Raw genomic sequence first — 23,254 nt, 5'->3', positions numbered from 1 at the left:
TCCTTTAATACTTGTTGAAGAGTTTCTCTTGTCTCGGAACTCAGGAATTTCTTGCTAGGCATTGACTTTTTATAAAGATGGTTATATTGTATTATACAATATGCGTTTTAAATGCACAACAGCTTAATTTGCTCTTGGCATAGTTTGCCATGCTTAAAAAAATGATTAATCGCGATAAAAAGCAATGTGAATATGTGAGGAAAAGTCAATTATCTTAAATTAATTAATTTAGCTGAATTTAACAAGCTTCTGTAACGCTAACATTGCATAATTTCATCCCAAAAGCGTTTGGCTTCCAAGTTTTCACAACTGATAAAAAAATCTGACCCACATCTGCGGAATGTGGGTTATATCACCGAGGTGAGTTCAAATTCACTCATCTTTCCAAATGCTGTTTTCTGACTTTTTCAGCAAGCCCTAAGTAGGTGATTAAACTCCTCCTCACCCAACACTGTTTCTTGAGGTAATAGCTTGAGAGCGTTTTGCCATTTAATCGGGATTTTGAAGTCCTCAATTAGTGAGAAGAAGAGTGGATTTAGCATAAATCTCAGTTCTCGTCCCGGCTGTAATCCTTTGAGGACAGTCAGTCTGTCTTTATTGGCTGTTGTGAAGTATACTGTATATAAAGGGTTACAGATGAGGCATTGCTTAATCAGGGTATGAAAATGGATAACTTGAAAATTCAGAAGATTGACTGACTGGCTTGTTTCATTTTTTCACGTTGAGTCGTTCATACCGTAAATCAGCAACGCCCAGGAATATTATACTATGGCTAAAGTGATGAAACAGCGCTAATTGCCTAATATTGAAGACTTGACAAGTCTCTGGCTGTCTGCAAAAACCGCTGCACCGCTGGCGTGGGATTGTCGCGCCAAATTAGAGCAATTGAGACGATCGGACTTGGTTCTTGTAAATGTTTGTAAACAACCCCAGTGCGCTGGAAGTTTTGCATTGATGCGGGGACGATCGCCACCCCCATCTCGGCGGCTACTAAGCTGATAATTGTCTGCATTTGAATCGCTTCTTGACCGGCGATCGGGCTAAAACCGGCTTGCTGACACAGACTGACGATCGGATCGTACAATCCTGGAGCTAGGGAACGGGGAAATAGTATGAAAGGTTCGGCAGAAAGTTCGCGCAATTCGATAACAGCGCGATCGGCTGACGGATGCGTTTCTGGCAGCGCCACGATCAGAGGTTCTCGAAAAACGATTTCGGAATTTATGCCATCTTCCTCGATCGGAGGGCGCACGAAGCCGATATCAATGCGCCCTTCCCGCAGTCGCTGCAATTGTTCGTTAGTTGTAAGTTCGTGCAGTTCGAGTTTGACGGCGGGAAACCGAGTGCGAAACGCCTGCAAGATAGCTGGAACTACATTGTGGGCGGCGGAGCTCACAAAGCCTACAGTGAGTTGGCCGAGTTCGCCCCGACTTGTCTGTTTGCCGAGTTGAATTGCGCGATCGACTTGCAGCAGAATTTTCTGTGATTCCTCAAAAAAAACCTGTCCCGCTTCCGTTAGCATAACAGTCCGCTTGGTGCGACGAAAAAGTTGAAAGCCCAACTCTGCCTCCAAATGCTGAATTTGTTGGCTTAGCGGAGGTTGAGCCATGTGCAGTCTTTCCGCTGCGCGAGTGAAATTCAGTTCCTCCGCAACGGCAATAAAGTAACGCAAATGTCGCAGTTCCATAGCTTCTCAATCATTAATATTTTAAAAGTATAAGTTGTCATTCAAAAAGATATTGGACATTAATGATGGCATTTAATACAGTGATTAATAGTCGAAGTTGAGATTTAAACAATGGCTAATTTGGATATAAAAATTAGAGAAGCCGAACTTGCAGACTTGGAACTAATTCTGACTTTTATCGCGCAAAAAAGCGAATTCGATGGATCGAAAACTTTTTTTGCAGCAACCGCGGAACGATTGCAGCAAGCTTTATTTAGTCAACCTGCGCTAGTGCGGGTAGTATTTGCTGAAGTTGCAGGCACTGCGGTAGGATTTGCGATGTTTTATGCTACCTATTCAAGTTTGTTGACTCAGCCTTGTCTGTGGCTTGATGATTTATTTGTGCAAGCTCCCATGCGCGGTATGGGTGTCGGTACAGCTTTGTTGAAACATTTGGCAGAAATTGCTGAATCGAAGAATTGCGGGCGAATTGAATGGACTGTTAATGCGAAGAATGCGCCGGGAGTTGCTTTTTACCAAAAGCAGGGAGCGCGGATTTTGGAAAATATTAGGGTTTGCCGTCTTGATGAAAATGCGATCGCACAACTTGCTAGCAAATAATTCGCTCGCTTTTGGGAAGGAGGAGCTTTTTTTAACCGCAGAGAACACAGAGAACACAGAGAGAGAAAAGAAAGGTTTGGAGTAGTTATGATGACACAAGATTCTTGGAATACGGATCTATACGAACAGCAACACGCTTTTGTTTGGCAGTACGGTGAATCGCTCTTAGAGTTACTGGCTCCGCAGGCTGGAGAAAAAATTCTGGATTTGGGCTGCGGGACGGGACAGTTAACTGCAAAGATTGCTGAAAGTGGCGCTTTTGTGCAAGGTATTGATTCTTCTTTGGCGATGATTTCTACGGCTCAATCTAATTATCCTCACATTAATTTTGTGGCTGCGGATGCGAGGAATTTTCAGGTGGAAGAGCCGTTAGATGCTGTGTTTTCTAATGCGGTTTTGCACTGGATAAAACAGCCGGATGCTGCGATCGACTGCGTGGAAAAAGCGCTGAAGCCGGGAGGGCGTTTTGTGGCTGAGTTTGGCGGTAAGGGGAATGTGGGAGCGATCGCCCGCGCGCTTTTGAAGGTTTTGTCAGAAATTGGCTGCGAGGAGCCTGAATCGCTTAATCCTTGGTATTTTCCGAGCATCGGCGAGTATGCTCTGCTGCTGGAAAACCAGGGTTTTGATGTCAGTTATGCGGTTTTGTTCGATCGCCCGACTCCCCTAGAAGGTGGCACCGCTGGTATGGTAAATTGGATTGAGATGTTTGCTGGCGGGTTTTTGTCGGGTTTGTCGCAAGAAGTGCGATCGCGCGCAATTAAACAAGTTGAGGAACGTTTGCGGCCCGCCCTTTACCGCGATGGTAATTGGAGTGCAGATTATCGCCGAATTCGCGTTGTTACTGTCAAGAAATAGCCGTAGGGTGCGTCGCGATCGACAATCTTCAACTACGATATAAAATCTCACAGCGACGCACCCTACTTCTACTTGATGCTATAACTTGCAACCGTATTTTCCAACAACATAGCAACAGTCATCGGCCCAATTCCTCCCGGTACTGGCGTAATCGATCCGGCTACTGTTTTAACCGCATCAAAATCTACATCTCCAGCCAAACGGCTAGTACCGTCTGGATTGACGACGCGGTTAATACCAACATCAATGACTGCTGCTCCCGGTTTAACCATATTAGCTGCAATCATTTCGGTGCGACCGACGGCCGCAATTAAAATATCGGCTTGGCTGGTAATTGATTCTAGGTTTTGCGATCGCGAATGAGCTACAGTAACTGTGCAATCGGCTTCTAACAGCATTAACGCCATCGGTTTACCTACTAAAATACTGCGTCCCAAAACAACAGCATTTTTTCCTTTCAAATCAATCTGGTATTCCTGCAATAACCGCATCACTCCGGCGGGAGTACAACTCCGCAAACCTTGCTCGCCCCGCACTAAGCTGCCTAAATTTACAGGATGAAGTCCGTCAGCATCTTTGTCGGGGGCAATTTGGTACAGCAGCGAAATTGCATCTAGGTTTTCTGGTAGCGGAAGTTGTACTAAAATGCCATCTACTCGATCGTCCTCGTTGAGCGCATGAATTGCAAGTTCGAGTTCCGCTTGAGTCGCGTTTGCTGGATAATGCTGGCCAAAGGAAGCTATGCCAACTTTAGCGCAGGCTCGCTCTTTGTTGCGGACGTAAGCCGCGCTGGCTGGGTTGTCTCCCACCATTAGCACCGCAAGTCCCGGAGGACGCCCAATCTGGGGCTGTAGGGCGCGGACTCGATCGCTCAGCTCGCTTTGAATCTTTGTTGCTAAAGCTTTGCCATCTAGTATTTGAGCAGTTTTGGCATCCATTGTAGATTCTAGGTTAGGGGCTGACGATTTTAGATTTTAGCTTAACGGCTGTCAAGGACTCCACTAGAGAAATTTCTGACTTGCGATCGATTCTGAGCTAGTCCTTAGCTAGCGATTAAATAGACAAAGTGGTACACTTATAGACAAAATCCTGGTGTACCATGCGATCGCCTCGCTAAATTGAACAAAGAAATGAGCGTGTTGAGGTCGAACAATGCTTTTATCCATCAAAACAAAGTTAAAGCTAAACAAGAGTCAGGCAACAGTCATGAGCAAGCACGCTGGAATAGCGAGGTTTACTTATAACTGGGGATTGGCTACTTGGAGTAACCTTTATCAAGATGGATTGAAGCCCAATAAATACCTACTCAAGAAATTCTTTAACAATCATGTAAAACCTGAGTTCACATGGATTAAAGAAGCGGGAATTTGCCAGAAGATAACTCAATATGCTTTCGACAATCTTGGTGATTCCTTCTCCTTATTTTTTTCAAAAAAAGGTGGATATCCCAAATTCAAGAAGAAGGGGCATCATGATTCTTTCACGATTGATGCAGGTGGTAAACCAATTCCGGTAGGTGGTACGTCCATAAAGCTACCAACAATCGGTTGGGTAAAAACCCAGGTCGGATTGCCTCACACCACCTGCAAGTCAATCACGATATCTCGAACTGCTGACAGTTGGTTTATTGCTTTTGCCTACGAACAGGAGCATGAACCAACTCTAAAGCAACACGATGCGGTGGGTGTTGACTTAGGAGTTAAAGAGTTAGCAACACTTTCGACAGGAGTTGTTTTCCCTAACCCAAAGCATTACAAAACGCATCTCAATAAGTTGCGTAAGTTGTCAAAAGAGTTATCCCGAAAGGTCAAAGGCTCTAGCAATAGATTTAAGGCGAAACAAAGGTTAGCAAAACATCATGCTAAGGTAGCGAATCTCAGAAAAAATACTCTCCATCAAATTACTACTTACTTAGGCAAAAACCACGCAACGATAGTAGTAGAAAATTTAAATGTTTCTGGATTACTGTCTAATCACAAGCTAGCTCAAGTTATCGCTGATTGTGGATTCTATGAATTCAAGCGTCAACTCGAATACAAAGCTAAAAAGTTTGGCTGTGAAATAATCATTGCTGACCGCTGGTTTCCTTCGAGCAAGACCTGTTCAAACTGCGGACATATTCAAGATATGCCACTGAAAGAAAGGACTTACAACTGTGGAAGTTGCGGTCATTCAATGGACAGAGATTTGAATGCAGCAATTAATTTATCGCGCTTGGCTAAAACGTGAAAGCTTACTGAGGGATAACCGCTCCCATGCTCCCGATGAAGTAAGAAGCAAATGTCTAGACTTGTCTAGTATTTGTATAGCAGGATTCTGTTAAAGTAAGTCGTATCTCACAATCTCAAATCTCAAATCATTTGACAAATGACTACTATAATTCAGCAAGTTTGGATTCAAAGATACTCCATCGGCTCTTTATTGCTAATACTGACTAGCGGTTTGCTCAGTTGTGGCAATGTACCCATGTCTCAACTCAATCTCGGTTTGAATGTTGCTAGCATTGGCGACATTCAACAAAAGCGACAAGTTGATGGTGAAGTTTATCTCCGAGGGAAGGTAGAAAATCGCGCTCCGTTTGTGGGGAATGCGGCTTATCAAATTCAAGACGGTACTGGTAAGATTTGGATTTTAACTAAGCAAGCTTTGCCTAAGCTTGGCGATGAAGTGTTGCTCAAGGGAGAAGTCCGCTTTAAGAGTATCACCGTGAAGGAATTGGCAGGCAAGGATTTAGGTGAAGTTTATATTGAGGAAATGGAACAATTAAACCGCACTCCAGCGGCTGATAAAGCAAAATAACTACACGCTAATTTTTTTTCAATAATTAAGTACCTGTATTTGATGACAATCCAAGGTTTGTAGTTTCGCTTGGGCGCTTTGGCTTTGGTTATTTGTGCTGAAACGCGATCGAGTTTATGAGCTTTTTCCTTTATTTTACAGTTTAGGATGAAACAAAGTTTCGACCGGGGCGAGTTTAGAAGCTTCTTCGTTTTTATTATTATAGATTTGGGTGAACCTCTCTCTAGTCAAACTTCTTCCCTTGACTAATGAGTGATGCTGTGCGCGAGTTCTTAAGCTCGCAAAACATGACTTCTTCCCTCTTCCCTCTTCCCTCTTCCCTCTTCCCTCTTCCCTCTTCCCTCTTCCCTCTTCCCTCTTCCCTCTTCCCTCTTCCCTCTTCCCTCTTCCCTCTTCCTTCTTCCTTCTTCCTTATGACTCAAATTCACGTGGCGATCGCAATTTTACACAAAAACGGCAAGTTTCTCTGCCAGTTGCGGGACGATATTCCTCAGATCAGGTATCCCGGACATTGGGCTTTGTTTGGCGGACACTTGGAACCGGGAGAAACTGCCCAAGTGGCTCTGCTGCGGGAATTAGTAGAGGAAATTGGCTATGCTCCTGCAACTGTTTCTTTTTTCTGTCACGATGTCGAAGGAGATGTTGTGCGTCACGTATTTCACTCACAACTTACTGCGGATGTCAACGATTTAGTTTTGCAAGAGGGTTGGGATATGCAGTTGTTGACAGTGGACGATATTCGGGCTGGTAAATGCTATTCTGAAAAGTCTGGTGATGTGCGACCTTTTGGCATTCCTCACCAGCGGATTTTATTGAATTTTATCGAGTCGATTTGAGATTTTATTAATGATTTGCAAGGTGCGCCACAAGTACCTTAGATTGTTACATTACCTTAGTAGTTAAGCATCGCGAATTAAATAATTTGTACATATTTGTGGGATGGGCGTCCCGCCCGTCCCGGAAAGACGGGCGGGACGCCCATCCCACAAGAAAAACAATAACAATTGTCAGTTATTTAATTCTAATTCCTAAGAGCGAGCAGCAATCATTCCCGTTTGGCGTGCGTAGGCAAATAGCCCTCCGGCATCAATTACTGGCCCGACATCTCCTAAAGGCTTGAGCGAGTAAGTCTGGTTTTGAGTGTGGTTGATAATTAGATCGCCCTCAAAGTCGATCGTCACTTCTTGCCCTGTTACAAATGAGTCGCAAAGTCGATCGACCGATTCGATCGGATACAATTCGCCAGTCGCCGAGCAATTGCGAAAGAAAATCCGCGCGTAGGACAAGGCTACCACCGCTGTGACGCCCGCAGCCCCCAGAGCGATCGGAGCGTGCTCCCGCGAAGAACCGCAACCAAAATTTTCGCCCGCAATGATAATCGGATACCGGGTTTTGGTTTCGCCGGCTTCCATAAACTTGCCGTAGCGATCGGGCAACCCAATCATCGCATAACTGCCTAGTTTTTCGTATTCGTCCGGCTTCGACGGCACCAAGGTCAGGTATTCGGCTGGGATAATTTGATCTGTGTCGATGTTGTCATCTACAACAAAAATTTGACCGCTAATTACTTTACCCATAGTTTATTTCCTGTTGTCTCGCTCAATTCTGTGGCGATCGTGTTAAGTGGGATCTGTATGCAAGATTTGCATCTGTTCATTTTAACCTGGTACTGTCAGTGATAACGTGTATACATAAAAATTCGATCCGAGACTTTGGATTAAAAATTAACAGATTGCGAAGCGTCAATATAGTGTTATGGCGAATCAAATAGATGACATTGCTCGGCAAGCTCGCGAGGGCTCCGTTGCATCGATTATTCAAATCCTTAACGACCAACTGGCACACGTAGGTGTCAGAGCTAGAGCCGTGTTTGCTTCTGGGATACTGCAACTACTCTGCGAAGCTGCAACACCCCAACTGCTCGAACAGTCTAGTTTGGTCGATCGCATCCGAGAAATTTTGGAGAATCTCTCGCCCCGCAATATTCGCCGAGTCAACATCAACAGCCGGCTGGTGCGAGAACACCAACTGCTGTGGCTCGAAGAAATTAGCCGCGATCCTGAAAATCAATTGCTGTGGTCGCAAGAAATTAAACTCAGAAAGCCGAACTTGTTCAAGCGTTTGGCCACCGCCCATCAGGAACGCCAAGCTCAAGGCAAGCGAGCTTTACCGAGAATCGCTGCTCCTCGATCGATGCAGCAACCGCGGCAATTTAAGCGCGGTATCGTTGGCGGCCTCAGCTTGAGCGTGTTGTTGCTGGCTGCGGTGGCCGCCATCTACAAAGGACTCAATTCCCCAGTGCCAAACAGCACAGCCGCCACCACCCAAGCAGTTGCCAGTCCCAGTTCCTCAGAAGCAACACCTGCTGTCAAAACTTCTAAGGAAAATCCTAATTCTGCTGTTGACTCTTTTTCCCAAGCAGTGCGGGTGGCAGAGCAAGCAGCCGCCCAAGGCAAAACCGCTCAATCTCGCGAAAATTGGTTAGTAGTGGCTGCTAGGTGGCAGCAAGCTTCGGATTTGATGGCCGCCGTACCCTCAAATCATCCCCGCTATGAAACGGCTGTTAACCGGACGGTACTTTATCGCCAAAATAGCGATCGAGCCCAACAGGAAGCACAAAATAAGTAAGCAGGGAAGTCCCATAAATTTAACAATAGAACTAGCTCAGCGCTTCTAGAACTTGCGATCGATGAGTAGTCGAGCAAAAACTTCGTAACTCTCAGATCGATCCTGAGGGAGGATTTTTTAATTTTTCATTTTTGCGATCGGCATCACTCGATCGCATGATTTATATCACAATAAAATTTTATCAGGATCACAAACTTAAATAAGAAACATCAGAGAGTTAGGAGAGAGGTGTCACGAAGCGGTCTCAAGAAAAGCTTCATAACTCAGAACAGTCAAAATTAGTGGAAATGGAATTTATCCTCATCTGCTCAAGGGTGCTAAAGTTCATCCCGCACAGATCCAAGGGCTAGAAACTGTAACTAGATTGTTAGACAAAGCTGCCCATATGCGCCCGATCGTGGGTAGCTTTTGTCTTCTGTTAGGTTTTCCATACTTGCTGCGGTGTCTGATATTGGTCACAATAAGACAGTGCAAGCAAGAAATATATGCCGTGCTCCAAATAAAGGAATGTCATGCTACTCGGATTTAAAACCGAATTAAAACTCAATACCCGACAGCGAATACTGCTAGCCAAACATTGTGGGGTAGCGCGTCACGCTTGGAATTGGGGACTGTGGTTAACCAAAAACATTCTCGACCACAATCAAGCCAATCCCAATGAAAAACTCAAATTTCCTACAGCTATTGACCTGCACAAACTGTTAGTAGTTATGGTAAAATCAGAGAATGCTTGGTATTACGAATGCAGCAAATCTACACCGCAGAGCGCATTAATAGCATTGCGAGAAGCATGGAAACGGTGTTTTAAAAAGACTGCTGGCGTACCAAAGTTTAAGAAAAAAGGACGGCGAGATTCTTTCACATTAGAAGGAACAGTCAAAATAAGCGGGAACAACAAAATCCAAGTTCCTGTAATTGGCATCCTTAAAACTTATGAAAGGCTACCGCAAGTATTGACTAAATCTTGCACGATATCCCGGATTGCCGACAGGTGGTTTATCAGTTTCAGGTTTGATGTAGAACAACAAGAATCATGCCAAACAAATATTGTAGGAGTTGACCTCGGTATTAAAGCATTGGCTACTCTATCGACAGGTGAAGTAGTTATCGGTGCTAAATCCTACAAAAAATATGCAGCAAAGCTCTCAAGAATGCAATGGTTGAATCGGCATAAAGTCATCGGTTCGAGTAATTGGCAAAAAGCACAAGTCAAGATAGCTAGACTGCATAGAAAGATAGCTAACATCCGTAAAGATACGTTGCACAAACTAACGACATTACTTGCCAAAAACCACGGTGTAATAGTCATAGAGGATTTGAATGTATCCGGGATGATGGCTAATCATAAACTAGCTGCATCAGTTGCTGATATGGGTTTCTTTGAGTTACGACGCCAGCTCACCTACAAATGCAAGTTGTACGGTTCAAAGTTGGTAATAGTTGACCGTTGGTTCCCAAGCTCAAAAACCTGTTCTAATTGTGGAACGAAAAAAGACACACTTTCTCTTTCGGAACGGGTGTTTGAGTGCAGCCATTGCGGCAAAGTCATTTACCGTGACTTGAACGCAGCAATTAATTTGTCAAAAACCGTCAGTTAGGCGGAGTTAGCCTGCGGACTGGACCAGTGCCGACACTACCAGGATGAAACAGGAAGTAAGCTTTAAAGTCCAGCTTTGTATAAAGTTGGGTAGCTTTGGGTAAGTCTTATGTAGCGGTAGAAAACAGCAAAATAGAACTCGGTCGGATCTGAGTAAGTCTTTTACAGATTTAGTTACCCGCCGACGGGCTGCGCCAACGCAGAAAGCAGGCTCATAACAGTCCAACCGACTGTTATATATAGGTTCTATATATGCAGCACGAATCTGCTTAAACATCATTAAAAAAAAGAAAGACTTCGTTGCCATGATCGATTACCAGGGAAATCAAGACTTTACTCCGATCGACCAATCGCCTTCAGAGTCTCGCACTTTGCATCTACCACAAATGGCAGAACCAGTATCAGTCCAAAAATTTCTGGATCGTCTTATGCAGTACCAGGTCGATCCTGCCCTTGTCGGGCGGCAAATTTACCAAATTCTCGCGACCAAAATCGATCGAGAAATCCTGCTGCTACAAATAGCAAAAACTTTGGGGGTTGCTTGTGGGGTAGATTTCTGTTTGGTTGCTGCTGTAGCTGACCAGAAAGTAGTAATTCCGAATGCTTGCTGGCTTCAGAAGAGCGATCTGCCAAACGCTGCGGATGCAAGTAAGATACCCGAAGACTCCCAAAGCACAAAATTAGAATCGCCTAGGATATCGCTCGAACATCCTGTTTTCGCAAACCTGCTAGCAGACGGCGAGATAGCAGGGATCTCCGACTATCTTGATACTCCTTTGACAGCTTCATCGCCCAATTCCCCTGTGACACCGCTGCCTTGTCGGGCAATTTTGGCAGCGCCTGCGCGATTTGGAGGGGCTGTAAATGGGACGATCGTTCTTGGTAAGTTGCAACCTCACGAGTGGTCAGCAACGGATCGCCAGCGCTTAGAAGCAGCATCAGAGGCGATCGGTATCGCGATTGCTCACCTTCAAAAAACTCAAGAAATTGCCAGTTTAAACGAACAGTTACAGCAACAAGCTAAATACAAAAATCTACTCAGGTCAGTTGCTATTGCGATCGACACCTGTTCAGAAGTCGATCGAATTTTGCAGCAAGTTATTGAAAATACCGTCAATACCTTGCAAGTAGATAGAGGTCAAATACTGCTGTTCAAAGATACAGACTCCCCCGCAACAAAAGCCTCCGTCAATCAAACTCCCAAAGCCAAAATAGTATTAATTGGTGAATCTGCACCGACCAAAAATGAAAGTAAACCAGCAATAGAACCAAAAGATTCTGGGAAACAAAGCTCGAAAGCCAAATCCAAAACCCAGGCAAAAAGTGCTAATTCCAAATCCAAAAGTTCTAACTCCAAACAAAATAACTCTCCCACTTTTTGGCTGTCGGAATCTAATTTGTGCGATCGAGCATTCCAGAGCGCACCCCAACCTCTCGCCCTTGCTGACGCCAGCGAATTAATCGACAAGGAACAAGAGGGAGCCGCAGAAATCTTGAAACTCCAAGGTATTCGGGGGTTGCTGGTAATTCCCATCATGCACGCAAGCAGACAGGAAATTGTCTTAGGGTTCTTGGTTTTGCAGCACTCCGAGCCGCGCCCTTGGAACCCTGAAGAATTAGAAATTCTGGAATCAGTCTGCGCTCAAGCGAGCAGGGCGATTATTCAAACTCAGATATTCAAGGAAGTGCAAACCCAAGTCCAAAAAAGAGATGCTGAGTTGGAAGAAAGTATCAACGTGCAGGAGAAACTGCACGAACAATCTGCCAATCAACTAGAGCAACTACGCAAATTGAAGCTGATTAAAGACGAGTTTATCGACAATGTTAGTCACGAGTTGCGTACCCCTTTAACAATCATGAATCTGGCAATTCTGATGCTCAAACAGGCCGAACAGCCATCAGCAAGTCGGGCTAATTATCTCGACATTCTAGAGCAGCATTGTGCTAAGGAAGCCGCCCTGGTTCAGGATTTGCTAACCTTCAAGCAATTTGAGCGTCAGCCACTTCCTCTTTATCCAGTCAACATCGATCTCAACCTTTTAATTAAAGATTTAGTTGTGGATTTTGAGAAAAAGTGGGCGGATAAGGGATTGACTCTGAAGGTGGATGTGCCGAAGTTTACCCCTTCCTTGGAAAGCGACCCGGACAGTCTTAAGCGGGTGCTACTGGAACTGTTGACGAATGCTGGAAAATACTCGGCTTCTGAAACAACGGTAGTTTTTCAGGCGTCTGAGGTAGCCGGCGATATTGTCCTAAGTGTGTCTAATTTAGGGCGTGGCATTCCTGATGCTGATTTGCCCCACATCTTTGAAAAGTTCCGTCGCGGTACTGGCATTACCAACAAAGCGATCGCCGGTACGGGTTTGGGTCTAGCCCTGGTAAAGTCTTTAGTGCAGCACTTGAATGGTACTATTGATGTGTCTAGTTGTCCGGCAGAAAGTTCTGAATCTGACGAGTTGTGCCGCACATCTTTTACTGTGACTTTGCCAAAAATTCCAGCGGAACTATTGAATCTATAATAGTTGGGTTGAGAAGCAGTCCTGAATTGCCAGCAGGTTTGTAGTGCGGACTTCAGTCCGCATAATGCTACAAACAGGTTTGTAGTGCGGACTTCAGTCCGCATAATGCTACAAACAGGTTTGTAGTGCGGACTTCAGTCCGCATAATGATACAAACTTTTATTGTTATGGTAATTAGCCGGACATCATATTAGTAGTTGTGCTGGCAGAAACTGATAAAATTATAGTTGTAATAATTATCATTTTTTGATTGGATACTTCGTAAAAAATTAAGATATTTTAAATCCAATAGATTTGCAAAAAGGTAATATAAAATAGGTTGAAATTAGTGTATTTACGCGATGATAAAGGGGTAAATTAGGGGTGTTTTGAGGGCGAAGTCTGATAAGTTGAACAGAAATTTAAAGTAATTAGTTGGTGGGAACCCACCAACAAAATCAGTTCGGCTCGATCGCTCAACATTTGATAAATTTATGACCAACATGAAAAACATCTGCCAAAAACTTGCCGTCGCAGCAGCCAGCGGTGCGATCGGTTTTGCAGCCCTTGAAGCGCTCCCTGCCAAAGCAGCTTCGTTCGCACTAGGAAATTCCACTACCCCACTATTGATTGAATTTTCTGGTAATGTAACGCTCGATGCGGTAAATCAAGCGTCCATGGGACTTGACGCGCTTGATTCATTCCAAGCCAAATTCTGCTAAAGAGGGCAGGCACGGGGGCACTGCCCCTACAACTGTCAACTTTTGAAGGTGTTTGGGTGCAAGTAAATTCCGTATTTCTCGGGTATTTCTATCTGAGCCGATCGCTTGCTGCAATTTCCAGTTAGAATCGTTGCGGTGCACCTCAACAGATCGCGACGATTATTATGCTCACAAAAGCTGCACCTAAACTCCTGCGTTGGCAACGTTCTAAATATTCGCCGCTGGCACGACAAATAGACGTTTTTGCTGCGACGGCAAAGTTTATGTTTTTTTTGTGGTGGGATAGGCTGCTGCAAGATAACTCTGCTCATACTAGAAGAATTCGCGCCCATTGGTTGGTGAATACTTTGCTGAATTTGGGCCCGACTTTTATTAAAATCGGGCAATCTCTCTCGACTCGTGCCGATTTGCTGCCGCTGGAGTACGTGAAAGAGTTGGAACAGTTGCAGGATCGGGTTCCTGAGTTTAGTTCCGAAGAGGCGATCGCCCTTGTAGAATCAGAGTTAGGCAAAGATATTTACGCTTTGTACCGCGATTTTGACCCGTCGCCCATTGCCGCTGCGAGTCTGGGACAGGTGCACAAAGCGAGGCTGCACACCGGGGAAGATGTGATTGTGAAGGTGCAGCGTCCGGGTTTGGAAAGATTGTTTGATTTGGATGTGAAGGCGGTGCGGCAAGTAATGCGTTTGTGCGATCGCTATTTGCCTGGGACGCGCAAGTACGACCTAGAATCTCTTTATCACGAGTTTTTTAAGATTTTATATCAAGAGATTGACTACGTGCAAGAAGGTAAAAATTCCGATCGCTTCAGCCATAATTTTCAAGAATATCCTCAGATTATTGTCCCGAAAGTCTACTGGCAGTACACGACTAAAAAAGTGCTGACTGTAGAATACGCGCCGGGGATTAAGGTGGACGACAGAATCAGTTTAGAAGCGATTGGAGTAGATATTGGCAAGCTCAATCAATTGGGAATTTCCTGTTACTTGAAACAGTTGCTAATTGACGGTTTTTTTCAAGCTGACCCGCACCCCGGAAATTTGGCGGTGACAGAAGATGGTAGCTTAATATTTTACGATTTTGGGATGATGGCAGAGGTGAAGTCTCTGGCTAAGGACGAAATGGTCAAGACTTTTTTTGCTATTCTGAGAAAGGATACCGATCGCGTACTAGATACTTTAATTGCGATCGGCTTAGTGGAACCGATGCCGGATATGATGCCGGTACGCAGGCTGATTGCTTTTTTGCTGGATAAGTTTATTGATAAGCCGATCGACTTTCAAGCATTCAACGAAATCAAGAACGAATTGTACATGATGTTCGAGCAACAACCGTTTCGCTTGCCAGCAGAAATGATGTTTATTGTCAAGTCATTGACAACTCTCGACGGGATTGCTAGAACTCTCGACCCAAACTACAATTTTTTATTGTGCGCTCAGCCTTTTGTCAAGAGTATTGCAGTCAGTAAAGGGCGCCGAGGTGCGATCGGAGAATTAGCTCTCCAAGCACGAAATTTTATCACCTACAAGTTGCAGCAGCCGAGTAAATCGCAAGTTTTTCTCAAGGGTTTGGAGCAGCGGATTGAAGATGGGGAGTTGCAAATTCGAGTCCGCAATATCGAGAGCGATCGCGCCCTGAAACGGATTAACCTAGCCCTAAAAACTCTGATTTTTGCCTGTATGGCGGGTTTTGGGGCGCTAACGGGTGCAGTGCTGTTGGTGGGCGGATATCAAACAGGGGCGATCGTAGCTTTTGGCGTCTCGGGATGCGCTGGATTGCTTGTGCTGCGTTCTTTGGTAGACTTGCTGGTGAGGGAAAAGGTCGATCGAATGGTCGAAAAATAAATATAGCGGTTCTCAGAAAGATCAGGTACGTTGTTGGGCTTCAGCCCTCTTAGCCTAAGTGGTTATATAAGCTGTCAGTCATACGTCATCTTGTTAAGAAAAGCTATATACTTACTTGGTAATTACGTTCGTAGTGAGGACTTTAGTCCTCTCAAGTTAGCCTAGGTGAATCTAAAGTTAAAAATTAGGGTTTGAGTATAGCATGAATTTATTAATTTTTTAAGTTATAATCAAATCAACCTGCCCTAAGTATTCCCCAAGATAAGCAGCAGGAGTATTTGGTATGTCAACTACTGTTCGAGAAGTTTACGATCGCGTTATCTCTACCCTTTCGCCAACGGATAGACTGCGCTTGGCAACTCTTATTCTCAACGATTTGGTGCAGCAAAATCTCTCGGTTGTCGATGAAAGCGAAACTTGGACTGAAGAAGATAAACTCGATGTGACGGCATTTTCTTTGCAGTACGCGGCCACCACTTTCCCTGAAAATGAGGAGATGTAATGGTGTCTTTCAATCCTGGTGATTATGAAATATTTCCCCTACTACGCTACTTCTACATAATCAGAAATCGTAGTTGTTTCGGGAATGGGTAAACCCTCTTCTCGCAATCCTTCTAAGTGAAATTCGATCGCTTCTTTAATTTGCTGCTGTACTTCCGCAAGGGTAGCGCCTGTAGCCGCACATCCGGGTAAATCTGGCGCATAAGCTGAATAGTTATTGGGTGTTTTTTCAATGACGATCGCATAACGCATCATTTAGTGTCCATTTTAGAGTAGATCATCTTTGAGCAGTTGAGCTTTGACATCCTCTAGGCTAATGCCTTTTCCCTCTCGAAATTGCTGGCGAGATTTCCTGACTCTTTCTTTAAATAGGGGCTGAGATCGCTATACACTAAAGCTTACATCTATTGACGCGAGAAAGAAAACTCAGATAAGGGCTTTCCTTTGACCATGTAAATTCTTTTTTCATAATGCTTAAATGGCTAACATCTCCATAATAATCTGCATTCAGAGTAGGAAGGTGTCCCATAGGTGCTTTATGATTGTTAAAGATAAGGTCATTCCACTTTATCACTTTACCTTCTTTTCGCCAACCAAGGCGATCAAACAGCTTTTGTTGTTCAGTTTCTAGATTGATTTTTCCACCCATTTCTAACCAGATTTTTTTCTGTACGCTAAAGCCAAAGCGACCCTGACTATATTCAACCCATAACCGATCTATTATGCGTAAATCCCCGCAAGGTAAGTCCTCGATCGAGTAACTATTTAAAGTCTTTGGTGAGCTAGAAAGCGTCCCCGTTCCACTAGCTTTGAGCATTACTTTTGCTGTTTCCTTATCCGCCGCTCCCCAATACCCTTTTGCCAATAACTCCTGTAGATGAGTATAGTCAACACCACGTTTTGATTTGGCCTCTCCCGATACACGGTCATAGATATCGGTAATCACTGATTGTAATATCAACACTGGTACACCTACTATTGTAGATACTATTGCAAAAAACAGAAAACATACAATCAGAAGACAAACAAGTCCAAATATTAACCATACCGTTCCAAAAATTAAATCTACCATAATTATTAACCCTTTTGACGTTGTTTATACCAATAAAGACCGTAGCTAATGAAAAAGCTACCCTTTGGTGCTTGCCACAGATTAAAGGTTAGGCGATCAAACTTTAAGTAATACCACTTCACAATAATGCTACAATAAAGGTTTACAACAGGTACTAGATAGGTTTAAGAACTTTGATTGCTGTTGCATGAATTTAGAAAACAGGTATAACTTTCGGTTTTTCGCCAACCCGCACGCTCGCCCAGCTTGGATTCAGTCTCACAATCAAATTTACTGGCTACTTCCAGCCAGATTCTTTTCTGGGCGCTAAAGCCAAAACGACCCTGACTGTATTTTACCCACAATTGGTCGATCGTCCGCAAATCATCGCAAGGAAAATTCTCGATGGATTCGCTATCGACGAACCAACCTTCCTTCTCCCGTTTAGCAGCTTTCAACATCACGTTGAGTGTTTCCCCATCCGCCTCTTTCCACTTCCCCGCCGCCAATAAATCCCGCAAACGAGTATAGTCAACACCCATCGCTGATTTAAGCTGCACCGAAACACCGGCAACTGTTGATGGAATCGGTTCCCGGAGATAACTCAACCAATCTTTCATCGACTGCGGCCGCTTTTGGGGATCGGATGCCATCCCTTTTTCTATTGCTAAACTCACCCAATCTTGCACCCCAAAATCTTTCGCAGGTGGCAATGCTTCATTTCTAAAATGCAGATTGAGGGAAGGTGTTGGTGTTTGTCCGGTTACTGCATAATATAAGGATGCAGCTAAAGCATAAATATCAACCGTTGGTTTCCCGCTGCCTTCCATTTGCTGTTCCCAAGGGGCAAAATCATGGTGGGCAAAATGTTTGCTAGTAGGAACCATTGGCACTAATTCGCAAGCAATGCCAAAATCAATTAACACCGCTTGTCCGTTGGGACGCAACATAATATTACCCGGATGAGCATCTCGATGCACAATTCCTGTTTGGTGAACATCGGTTAATGCTTCTCCAATTTGGCGGATAATAGCGACTGCTTCTGTATCCGGGAATCGTCCTCGTTGTTGTACGGCATCATATAAACTTTGCCCGACTACTAAATCCATTACCAAACAGTGAAGGCCTGCTTCCTCAAACAAATCGCTAATGCGGACAATTCCAGGATGGGCGTTTTGGCAAAATTTGGCTAAGATTTGCCCTTCGCGGATAAATCTGCGGACAAAGTTGGGATATTCCGGGTCATTTTGCAAACTCAGATTCGGCGTTTTGAGGACAACTTGATAGTTAAGTTGCAAGTGTGTGGCCTTGTAAGTCATGCCAAATCCCCCCATTCCGAGGATAGTATCGATGCGGTAGGGGCGAGTTTTGAGGATTTGTCCGGGCGTCCACAGCATGGCAGGTTATTTAAATTCTCTCTAATTGCTAATTATGATAAGCTGTCTCGCATTTAAAAAGCAACGAACAGGAAGCAATAACAGGATTTACCGACTCCGACAAAGAAACCGGGTTTTTACCGAATTTGTCGGTAACAACGATGTATTTCCGAAAAAACCGGGTTTCTGAACTCCCCCCTACTAAAGAAACCGGGTTTTTTACCGAATTTGTCGGTAACAACGCGTCTTCTCAGCAAAAACCCGGTTTCTGGGATCATGCGTAAGTCCTCAAGGTTTTAATTTAAATTACAAAGTTTCTGCATACTCACACAGAATTATCTCGATCGATTTTGTAGCTATCCCTCCTTAGCTATTTTTACTTGATTTGATAAATGTAAGCATCATCAATGTACCTATGATTGACGCTTTGATTCGTTATCCGTCTCCCTGAAAAATTAGATTTGAAACGTTGTTGTAACTCACGCAATCCCTGAATTAATTTATCTTTGACGCTGACTGCGACAAGGGCTGTCCAATCAATTTTTAACTCAGGTTCTACCTCACGAAAGACTGATAGTATTTCGTCATAAGTTTTAAGTGGGCCTTTCTTATCATACGAAGGTGATGTGAGCATCAATCGCCAGCTTTCCGGTTCTGGTGCGTAGATCCAGAGAGCAGAATCAACTGATACACCTGCTGCATTAAGAGCGTCTATTAGTCTTTGACCTTCTTCTATTTCTTGACTTACCAATGTTGCTGTACCCATTGTAAAATTCCGTGATTGGGGTCGGTAATTGCTGAGTAAATATCCAGGGCTTTTTGTTTGTCGTGTTTTTCATAGCGGCTTTCTTCTGACCAGTCTTTGAGTAATGCCCATCGATTTGCAAAACTTCTATCTTTTAGCAGAGTTTTTAATTCTGCATCAAGTTTAGCAACTTTAACCAGTTTTTCTAAATCGTGGGTGTAACTGTCGAAAACAGTTTTTTTGTCAGGAAAGTCGAATTTCCGGGTTTGTTTGGCAATGCAAGCTTTTAAAGCGCATTCTATGACATAACCGCTGAGATAGTAAGCACCAGAGTATTGACGATTTTGGAGCAGCACTTCTACTTCTTTAAGTCGAGTGAGTGCGATGTTTTGTAAATCTCGCCTATTCAAAAATTTAGCTTACCTCCATGAAATCAGCAAGAAGACCGGGCGGTTGAAACCGCGTCTGGATTTACAATTATCCAATACGAGAGGAAGTTCAACCCACCAAATGCAAAAATGATACCTAGCGTGTGGGTTGGGCTTGTTGCCTTTACCAGTTGCTAGATATCATTTTGATATCGGAGTTAGATTTTTAATACCCCCAGGGGAATTCGAATCCCCGTCGCATCCGTGAAAGGGATGTGTCCTAGGCCTCTAGACGATGGGGGCGCGTTTTGCGTTGCGTTTGCTTTTGTTCCGCACCTTTATTACCTTAACTAATCTTTCCCAATCTGTCAACTACTTTGCGAAAGTTTTTTTTCTATTCGTCTGAAACCTTCTCGCAGTAGGCTTCCAGGATGCGGGCGCAGTTGCCGATCGCCCCTAAATGAGCAATCTCGTACCCGTGGGTATTCTGCGTGGGGAAAGCCAAGCAAGCGGCGCGGGCGACGTGGCCGAACTTCATGGCGATCGAAGCATCGCTGCCAAAACCGCTAATCGCCGCCAACTGCACCTCCACGCCCGCTGCGGAGGCTGCGGCGCGCAATTCCCCATTCAACCCTTCATCGTAGACTCCGTAGCCGTCCTGAACCAGCAACACCGGGTTTTCGCCATCTGCGATCGGGTATTCCGGCGCGATCGGGCAAATTTCCAAAGCAATCAGCGCGTCCAACGGCTGGCGCTGCGTGAAATACAAAGCGCCGATCGCCCCGACTTCCTCCTTCGCCGAAGCCACCAAATAAACATCCACCGCAGGCTCTTTCAAACATTCCGCCAGAGCCAGCAAAATCGCCACTGAAGCCTTGTTGTCCAGGGTGTAGCTCGCGATCCAATCTTTCAAGCGCAGCGGCTGTTTGCGGTGCTTTCCGACCACGATCCGCGTGCCCGGCCGAATTCCGGCCTCGGCTAATTCCTCGGCGGTACACTTGGTTTCGATCCAGGCATTTTCCCACTTTAAAGAAACATCTTCCTGCTGGGCTTTTTGCGGGGATTCGTGGGAAACGTGGCGGCTTCCGAAGCTGAGAATGCCGCTAATTGTTTGTTTGTCGCCCAACAAATCGACAACGCCTTCGCCGTATACCCAGGGAAACGCGCCGCCCAATTTGCGGACTTCGACGCGGCCACCTTCGCCTATGGTTTTAACTATGGCCCCGATTTCGTCTTTGTGGGCGGTAATGGCGATCGACTTTTCTCGATTGCGCCCCGGAATTAGGGCGATCGCATTGTCAGCGCGATCGATCCAAGCATTCACTCCCAGGGCTGCGAATTTTTCCATCAACCGCTGGTTAATTTCTGACTCCATACCGCTGGGGGAGTGCAGCATGACTAATTCTTCGATTGTTTGAAATAGGCGATCGAACTCTAACATTTTTTATTTTTGGGTTTGGGAGCGTATTTTGACATATATTAAAGCAGATTTTTTCTGGGTAGGAATCGTATTTTCTGAAGTGAATCAGATTTTTTTTGAACCGCAGAGGGCGCAGAGGGCGCAGAGAGCGTTATTATAAAAATGATTTTTTTTTAATATTCTTCTATGCTTGTCAATAAAATACTGCAACTTTTGCAACGTAAAATCCGCGCCCAAAAGTTAGGTATAGAATTCAAGAGGGTTGCTAGCTTTAATTTGCCCGGTAATTTAATTGTGCAAGGAAATCGCCAACAAGTAAACTTGCCGGAGGAGAAAGGCATGGATGGAGAATTTATTGAAGTGCTTTTAGATGACTGTTACGGAGTGGAACAATTATCTGAATCGCTGATGAAAGTTCTCGATATCGGGGCGAATGTCGGGTTGTTTCCGATCGCCGCCCGGAATCGATTTCCTCAAGCTGTAATTCACGCCTACGAAGCTAATCCAAACTTAGAAATTTACCTCAAACATCAATCTGAAATTGCCAATTTTACCTATTTTATGGAGGCTGTGGGAGTCGAAGATGGTAGAGTAGTTCTGGATATTCGGGAAGTATCGGGAAAAACGCGATCGCGCGTCAGCGAAAACGGCGATGTACCGATGGTATCGTTGAAAAGGGCGATCGATCGCATTGGCGGCAGCGTCGATTTAGCCAAAGTAGACTGCGAAGGTGCAGAATGGCTGTTATTTGAAGACCGAGATTCTTGGCAACTCGTGCAAAACCTGTCTTTAGAATATCACTTGTGGTCTGGTCACACTCACGTCGAAACCCGACAAGTTATTGAAAATTTAGGATTTCGGGTTACAAAGCAAACGCCAATAGATAAATGGTACGGCTCGATCTTAGCATCCCGAACCCCCAACCCTAAATAACGTTCGTAGTGAGGACTTCAGTCCTCAGACTTTTATGAGGACTGAAGTCCTCACTACGAACCAATTTTAACATAGCTTGGATTAAATCTGTTCTTCACCTTGATTAAAACTGTGCATTCCTTGATTTTCCTCGACACGCACAATAGCATCTCCGGGAGTATTGATGATGCCTTTGAATGATTCTTGACTTGCTTGCAAAGCTTGTTCCTTGTTTTTGCGATCGGCAAGTTCGCGCTGCAACTTATCAATTATCCGTTCAAAACGAGCTGCTTGCCTGAGCATTTCCTGTTCCGAAAAATCCAGCAATTGAATCAAACTAGCAACTTGATGTTCCAATAATTGATTTTCGTAAGCATTGTGAGATTGGACAATATTTGCCGATGTTTTTGAATTATTAAAAACATCTTTTTCGTCAGATAAAGACAGAGCCGTTTTGACACTAAGTGCAAAATGTTTAAACAATTGAGCTGTGCTAGGGGGAATTTTTACTTTAAGGAAAATCACTACAGTAAACAAACTTCCCGATCGCAAAAGTCCCCCAAATGCCAAGACAGACTTGACTTTGTACGGGATAATTAAGGAATCTTGTTCGGGAATAAAGGGGCTACCTTTTGCCTCGGATACGTGAAAAATATTTAATACTGCTGGTTCTAATTGCAGAAACCTTTCTCCCTCGATGCCAAGGACTGTAGGAATATCTAAACCGAACTGTCTGATGGTTTCCGAAATCGCCGGTATTTTGGCTACTACTTCAGTGCTAACTAAGGGAATAGCTGTATTTTCTACTGCTGTGTGCCGAGAATTCCACTGCGGTTCTATGCCTGCGGTTGCTAGTAGAGTCCAGCATTTCATGTCGGCGGCAGGGGATTTGCCATTCATTAAGCGGCGGGCGGATTGTTGCAATGAGTCTTCTAATTCCCCGTAGGGATGAGTTTTGAACAAACGCACCAAAACACAGCTATTTTCTCCTGTTTGCGAATCGCAAAAATGTTGGTAAATATACTTGACAATTTTCTGGCTGCTGGCTTCCATACTAGCAGAATTTCTACCGAACTGGCGCAGGACTAAACTGCATTTCGCGATATCTTGTGGGGTAAATAGGGTAATATCGTACATTAGAAAACGCTCTCCCAGACTCAAACACTCTTTTTCATTTATCCTTAAGTCTGTTACTCCATCCGGAATCCTACTGAGAGTTTTTCCAAGTCTTAGTTAAAATATGTACAAAGTTTGCCAGCCAAATGTAGCGCTTGTTTGGCAGGATACAGAAATTAAGACGAATCAAGAGTAATACAAAAAATCTATTCCGCAGCGCGCGCACCGCACACAGAGAGGCTGATGTATGATTTATGGCGTTTGCAAGGATTTGTGGCGGTGACTCGGGCAGAGAAATTAAAGTAGCGAGACTTTTCTACCAGAGTCAGGATGATAATCTAACAGGTTTGTAGTGAGGATTTCAGTCCTCAGGAAAAGAAGGACTGAAGTCCTCACTACGAACCTTTTTTGGATTTCAGTTTTCAGGAAAAGAAGGACTGAAGTCCTCACTACGAACCTTTTTTGGATTTCAGTTTTCAGGAAAAGAAGGACTGAAGTCCTCACTACGAACCTTTTTTGGATTTCAGTTTTCAGG

21 protein-coding genes, 1 tRNA gene and 1 pseudogene are annotated in these 23,254 nt (G+C 44.4%); 12 read left to right on the top strand and 11 right to left on the bottom strand.

Annotation, left to right across the window (positions count from 1 at the left end; all coding sequences use genetic code 11):
• Positions 1-799 precede the first annotated feature (799 nt).
• Complete coding sequence (locus QZ918_RS15665; protein WP_293336536.1) at positions 800-1,687, bottom strand: LysR family transcriptional regulator; 888 nt, start codon at positions 1,685-1,687, stop codon at positions 800-802.
• Positions 1,688-1,798: 111 nt separating this feature from the next.
• Here QZ918_RS15665 and QZ918_RS15660 point away from each other — a divergent pair, with 111 nt between their 5' ends.
• Together QZ918_RS15660 and QZ918_RS15655 are read left to right on the top strand one after the other, a co-directional pair.
• Positions 1,799-2,287 (top strand): GNAT family N-acetyltransferase, encoded by a 489-nt coding sequence (locus QZ918_RS15660; protein ID WP_293336534.1) that lies wholly within the window; start codon positions 1,799-1,801, stop codon positions 2,285-2,287.
• A 78-nt stretch (positions 2,288-2,365) separates the two neighbouring features.
• Positions 2,366-3,142: pseudogene (locus tag QZ918_RS15655) on the top strand (class I SAM-dependent methyltransferase); the annotation flags it as partial.
• Positions 3,143-3,210: 68 nt separating this feature from the next.
• Here the strand turns inward: QZ918_RS15655 and folD are convergent.
• Positions 3,211-4,080 (bottom strand): bifunctional methylenetetrahydrofolate dehydrogenase/methenyltetrahydrofolate cyclohydrolase FolD, encoded by an 870-nt coding sequence (folD, locus tag QZ918_RS15650; RefSeq protein ID WP_293336532.1) that lies wholly within the window; start codon positions 4,078-4,080, stop codon positions 3,211-3,213.
• A gap of 214 nt (positions 4,081-4,294) precedes the next feature.
• Here folD and QZ918_RS15645 point away from each other — a divergent pair, with 214 nt between their 5' ends.
• The 3 genes from QZ918_RS15645 to QZ918_RS15635 all read left to right on the top strand — a co-directional run bounded on the left by QZ918_RS15645 (position 4,295) and on the right by QZ918_RS15635 (position 6,777).
• Positions 4,295-5,371 carry an RNA-guided endonuclease InsQ/TnpB family protein gene (locus QZ918_RS15645; protein ID WP_293336530.1) on the top strand — a complete coding sequence of 359 codons (1,077 nt, stop codon included), beginning with the start codon at positions 4,295-4,297 and terminating at the stop codon, positions 5,369-5,371.
• Positions 5,372-5,509: 138 nt separating this feature from the next.
• A complete protein-coding gene (locus tag QZ918_RS15640) occupies positions 5,510-5,941 on the top strand; it encodes a DNA-binding protein (protein WP_293176516.1) in 432 nt (143 codons plus the stop codon).
• A gap of 413 nt (positions 5,942-6,354) precedes the next feature.
• Positions 6,355-6,777, top strand: coding sequence for an NUDIX hydrolase (locus QZ918_RS15635; protein ID WP_293336528.1), 423 nt, complete (start codon positions 6,355-6,357; stop codon positions 6,775-6,777).
• A gap of 192 nt (positions 6,778-6,969) precedes the next feature.
• Here QZ918_RS15635 and QZ918_RS15630 read toward each other — a convergent pair whose 3' ends face one another.
• Positions 6,970-7,518, bottom strand: a complete 549-nt coding sequence (locus QZ918_RS15630) for a LeuD/DmdB family oxidoreductase small subunit (RefSeq protein WP_293336526.1) — start codon at positions 7,516-7,518, stop codon at positions 6,970-6,972.
• Between the two features lie 178 nt (positions 7,519-7,696).
• Here QZ918_RS15630 and QZ918_RS15625 point away from each other — a divergent pair, with 178 nt between their 5' ends.
• The 6 genes from QZ918_RS15625 (at position 7,697) to QZ918_RS15600 (ending at position 15,732) form a co-directional block, all read left to right on the top strand.
• Positions 7,697-8,569 (top strand): hypothetical protein, encoded by an 873-nt coding sequence (locus QZ918_RS15625; RefSeq protein WP_293336524.1) that lies wholly within the window; start codon positions 7,697-7,699, stop codon positions 8,567-8,569.
• Positions 8,570-9,081: 512 nt separating this feature from the next.
• The gene (locus tag QZ918_RS15620) at positions 9,082-10,167 is read left to right on the top strand and encodes an RNA-guided endonuclease InsQ/TnpB family protein (protein ID WP_293336522.1); all 1,086 of its coding nucleotides are present in this window, start codon (positions 9,082-9,084) and stop codon (positions 10,165-10,167) included.
• A 304-nt stretch (positions 10,168-10,471) separates the two neighbouring features.
• Entirely contained in the window at positions 10,472-12,685 is a 2,214-nt protein-coding gene (locus tag QZ918_RS15615; RefSeq protein ID WP_293336520.1) for a GAF domain-containing sensor histidine kinase, read from the top strand.
• Positions 12,686-13,158: 473 nt separating this feature from the next.
• Complete coding sequence (locus tag QZ918_RS15610; protein ID WP_293145262.1) at positions 13,159-13,386, top strand: hypothetical protein; 228 nt, start codon at positions 13,159-13,161, stop codon at positions 13,384-13,386.
• A gap of 164 nt (positions 13,387-13,550) precedes the next feature.
• Positions 13,551-15,230 (top strand): ABC1 kinase family protein, encoded by a 1,680-nt coding sequence (locus QZ918_RS15605; RefSeq protein WP_293336518.1) that lies wholly within the window; start codon positions 13,551-13,553, stop codon positions 15,228-15,230.
• Between the two features lie 283 nt (positions 15,231-15,513).
• Complete coding sequence (locus tag QZ918_RS15600; protein ID WP_293336516.1) at positions 15,514-15,732, top strand: hypothetical protein; 219 nt, start codon at positions 15,514-15,516, stop codon at positions 15,730-15,732.
• Between the two features lie 41 nt (positions 15,733-15,773).
• On the opposite strand, the gene QZ918_RS15595 is transcribed toward QZ918_RS15600, so the two are convergent.
• From QZ918_RS15595 to QZ918_RS15565, 7 genes are all read right to left on the bottom strand, one after another.
• On the bottom strand, positions 15,774-15,986 hold the full coding sequence (locus tag QZ918_RS15595) for a type II toxin-antitoxin system HicB family antitoxin (RefSeq protein WP_367275356.1): 213 nt from the start codon (positions 15,984-15,986) through the stop codon (positions 15,774-15,776).
• A gap of 136 nt (positions 15,987-16,122) precedes the next feature.
• On the bottom strand, positions 16,123-16,803 hold the full coding sequence (locus QZ918_RS15590) for a GUN4 domain-containing protein (protein ID WP_293336514.1): 681 nt from the start codon (positions 16,801-16,803) through the stop codon (positions 16,123-16,125).
• Positions 16,804-16,967: 164 nt separating this feature from the next.
• The gene (locus QZ918_RS15585; RefSeq protein ID WP_293336512.1) at positions 16,968-18,179 is read right to left on the bottom strand and encodes a serine/threonine-protein kinase; all 1,212 of its coding nucleotides are present in this window, start codon (positions 18,177-18,179) and stop codon (positions 16,968-16,970) included.
• A gap of 355 nt (positions 18,180-18,534) precedes the next feature.
• A complete protein-coding gene (locus QZ918_RS15580) occupies positions 18,535-18,924 on the bottom strand; it encodes a hypothetical protein (protein WP_293336510.1) in 390 nt (129 codons plus the stop codon).
• Positions 18,903-19,313, bottom strand: coding sequence for a HEPN domain-containing protein (locus QZ918_RS15575; RefSeq protein ID WP_293336508.1), 411 nt, complete (start codon positions 19,311-19,313; stop codon positions 18,903-18,905). The genes QZ918_RS15580 and QZ918_RS15575 overlap by 22 nt, the downstream gene beginning before the upstream one ends.
• A 188-nt stretch (positions 19,314-19,501) precedes the next feature.
• Positions 19,502-19,574 (bottom strand) — tRNA-Glu (locus tag QZ918_RS15570).
• Between the two features lie 91 nt (positions 19,575-19,665).
• Positions 19,666-20,712, bottom strand: a complete 1,047-nt coding sequence (locus QZ918_RS15565; protein WP_293336506.1) for a M42 family metallopeptidase — start codon at positions 20,710-20,712, stop codon at positions 19,666-19,668.
• 165 nt (positions 20,713-20,877) lie between these two features.
• On the opposite strand from QZ918_RS15565, the gene QZ918_RS15560 reads away from it, so the two are divergent.
• Positions 20,878-21,624 (top strand): FkbM family methyltransferase, encoded by a 747-nt coding sequence (locus tag QZ918_RS15560; protein ID WP_293336504.1) that lies wholly within the window; start codon positions 20,878-20,880, stop codon positions 21,622-21,624.
• Between the two features lie 81 nt (positions 21,625-21,705).
• On the opposite strand, the gene QZ918_RS15555 is transcribed toward QZ918_RS15560, so the two are convergent.
• Complete coding sequence (locus QZ918_RS15555; protein ID WP_293336502.1) at positions 21,706-22,740, bottom strand: histidine kinase; 1,035 nt, start codon at positions 22,738-22,740, stop codon at positions 21,706-21,708.
• Between the last annotated feature and the right edge of the window lie 514 nt (positions 22,741-23,254).

This window comes from Microcoleus sp. CAWBG58 (assembly GCF_020883045.1).
Lineage (GTDB): Bacteria > Cyanobacteriota > Cyanobacteriia > Cyanobacteriales > Microcoleaceae > Microcoleus.
Note: the sequence above shows the minus strand (reverse complement) of the source record. Positions and strands in the feature narration are given on the sequence as shown.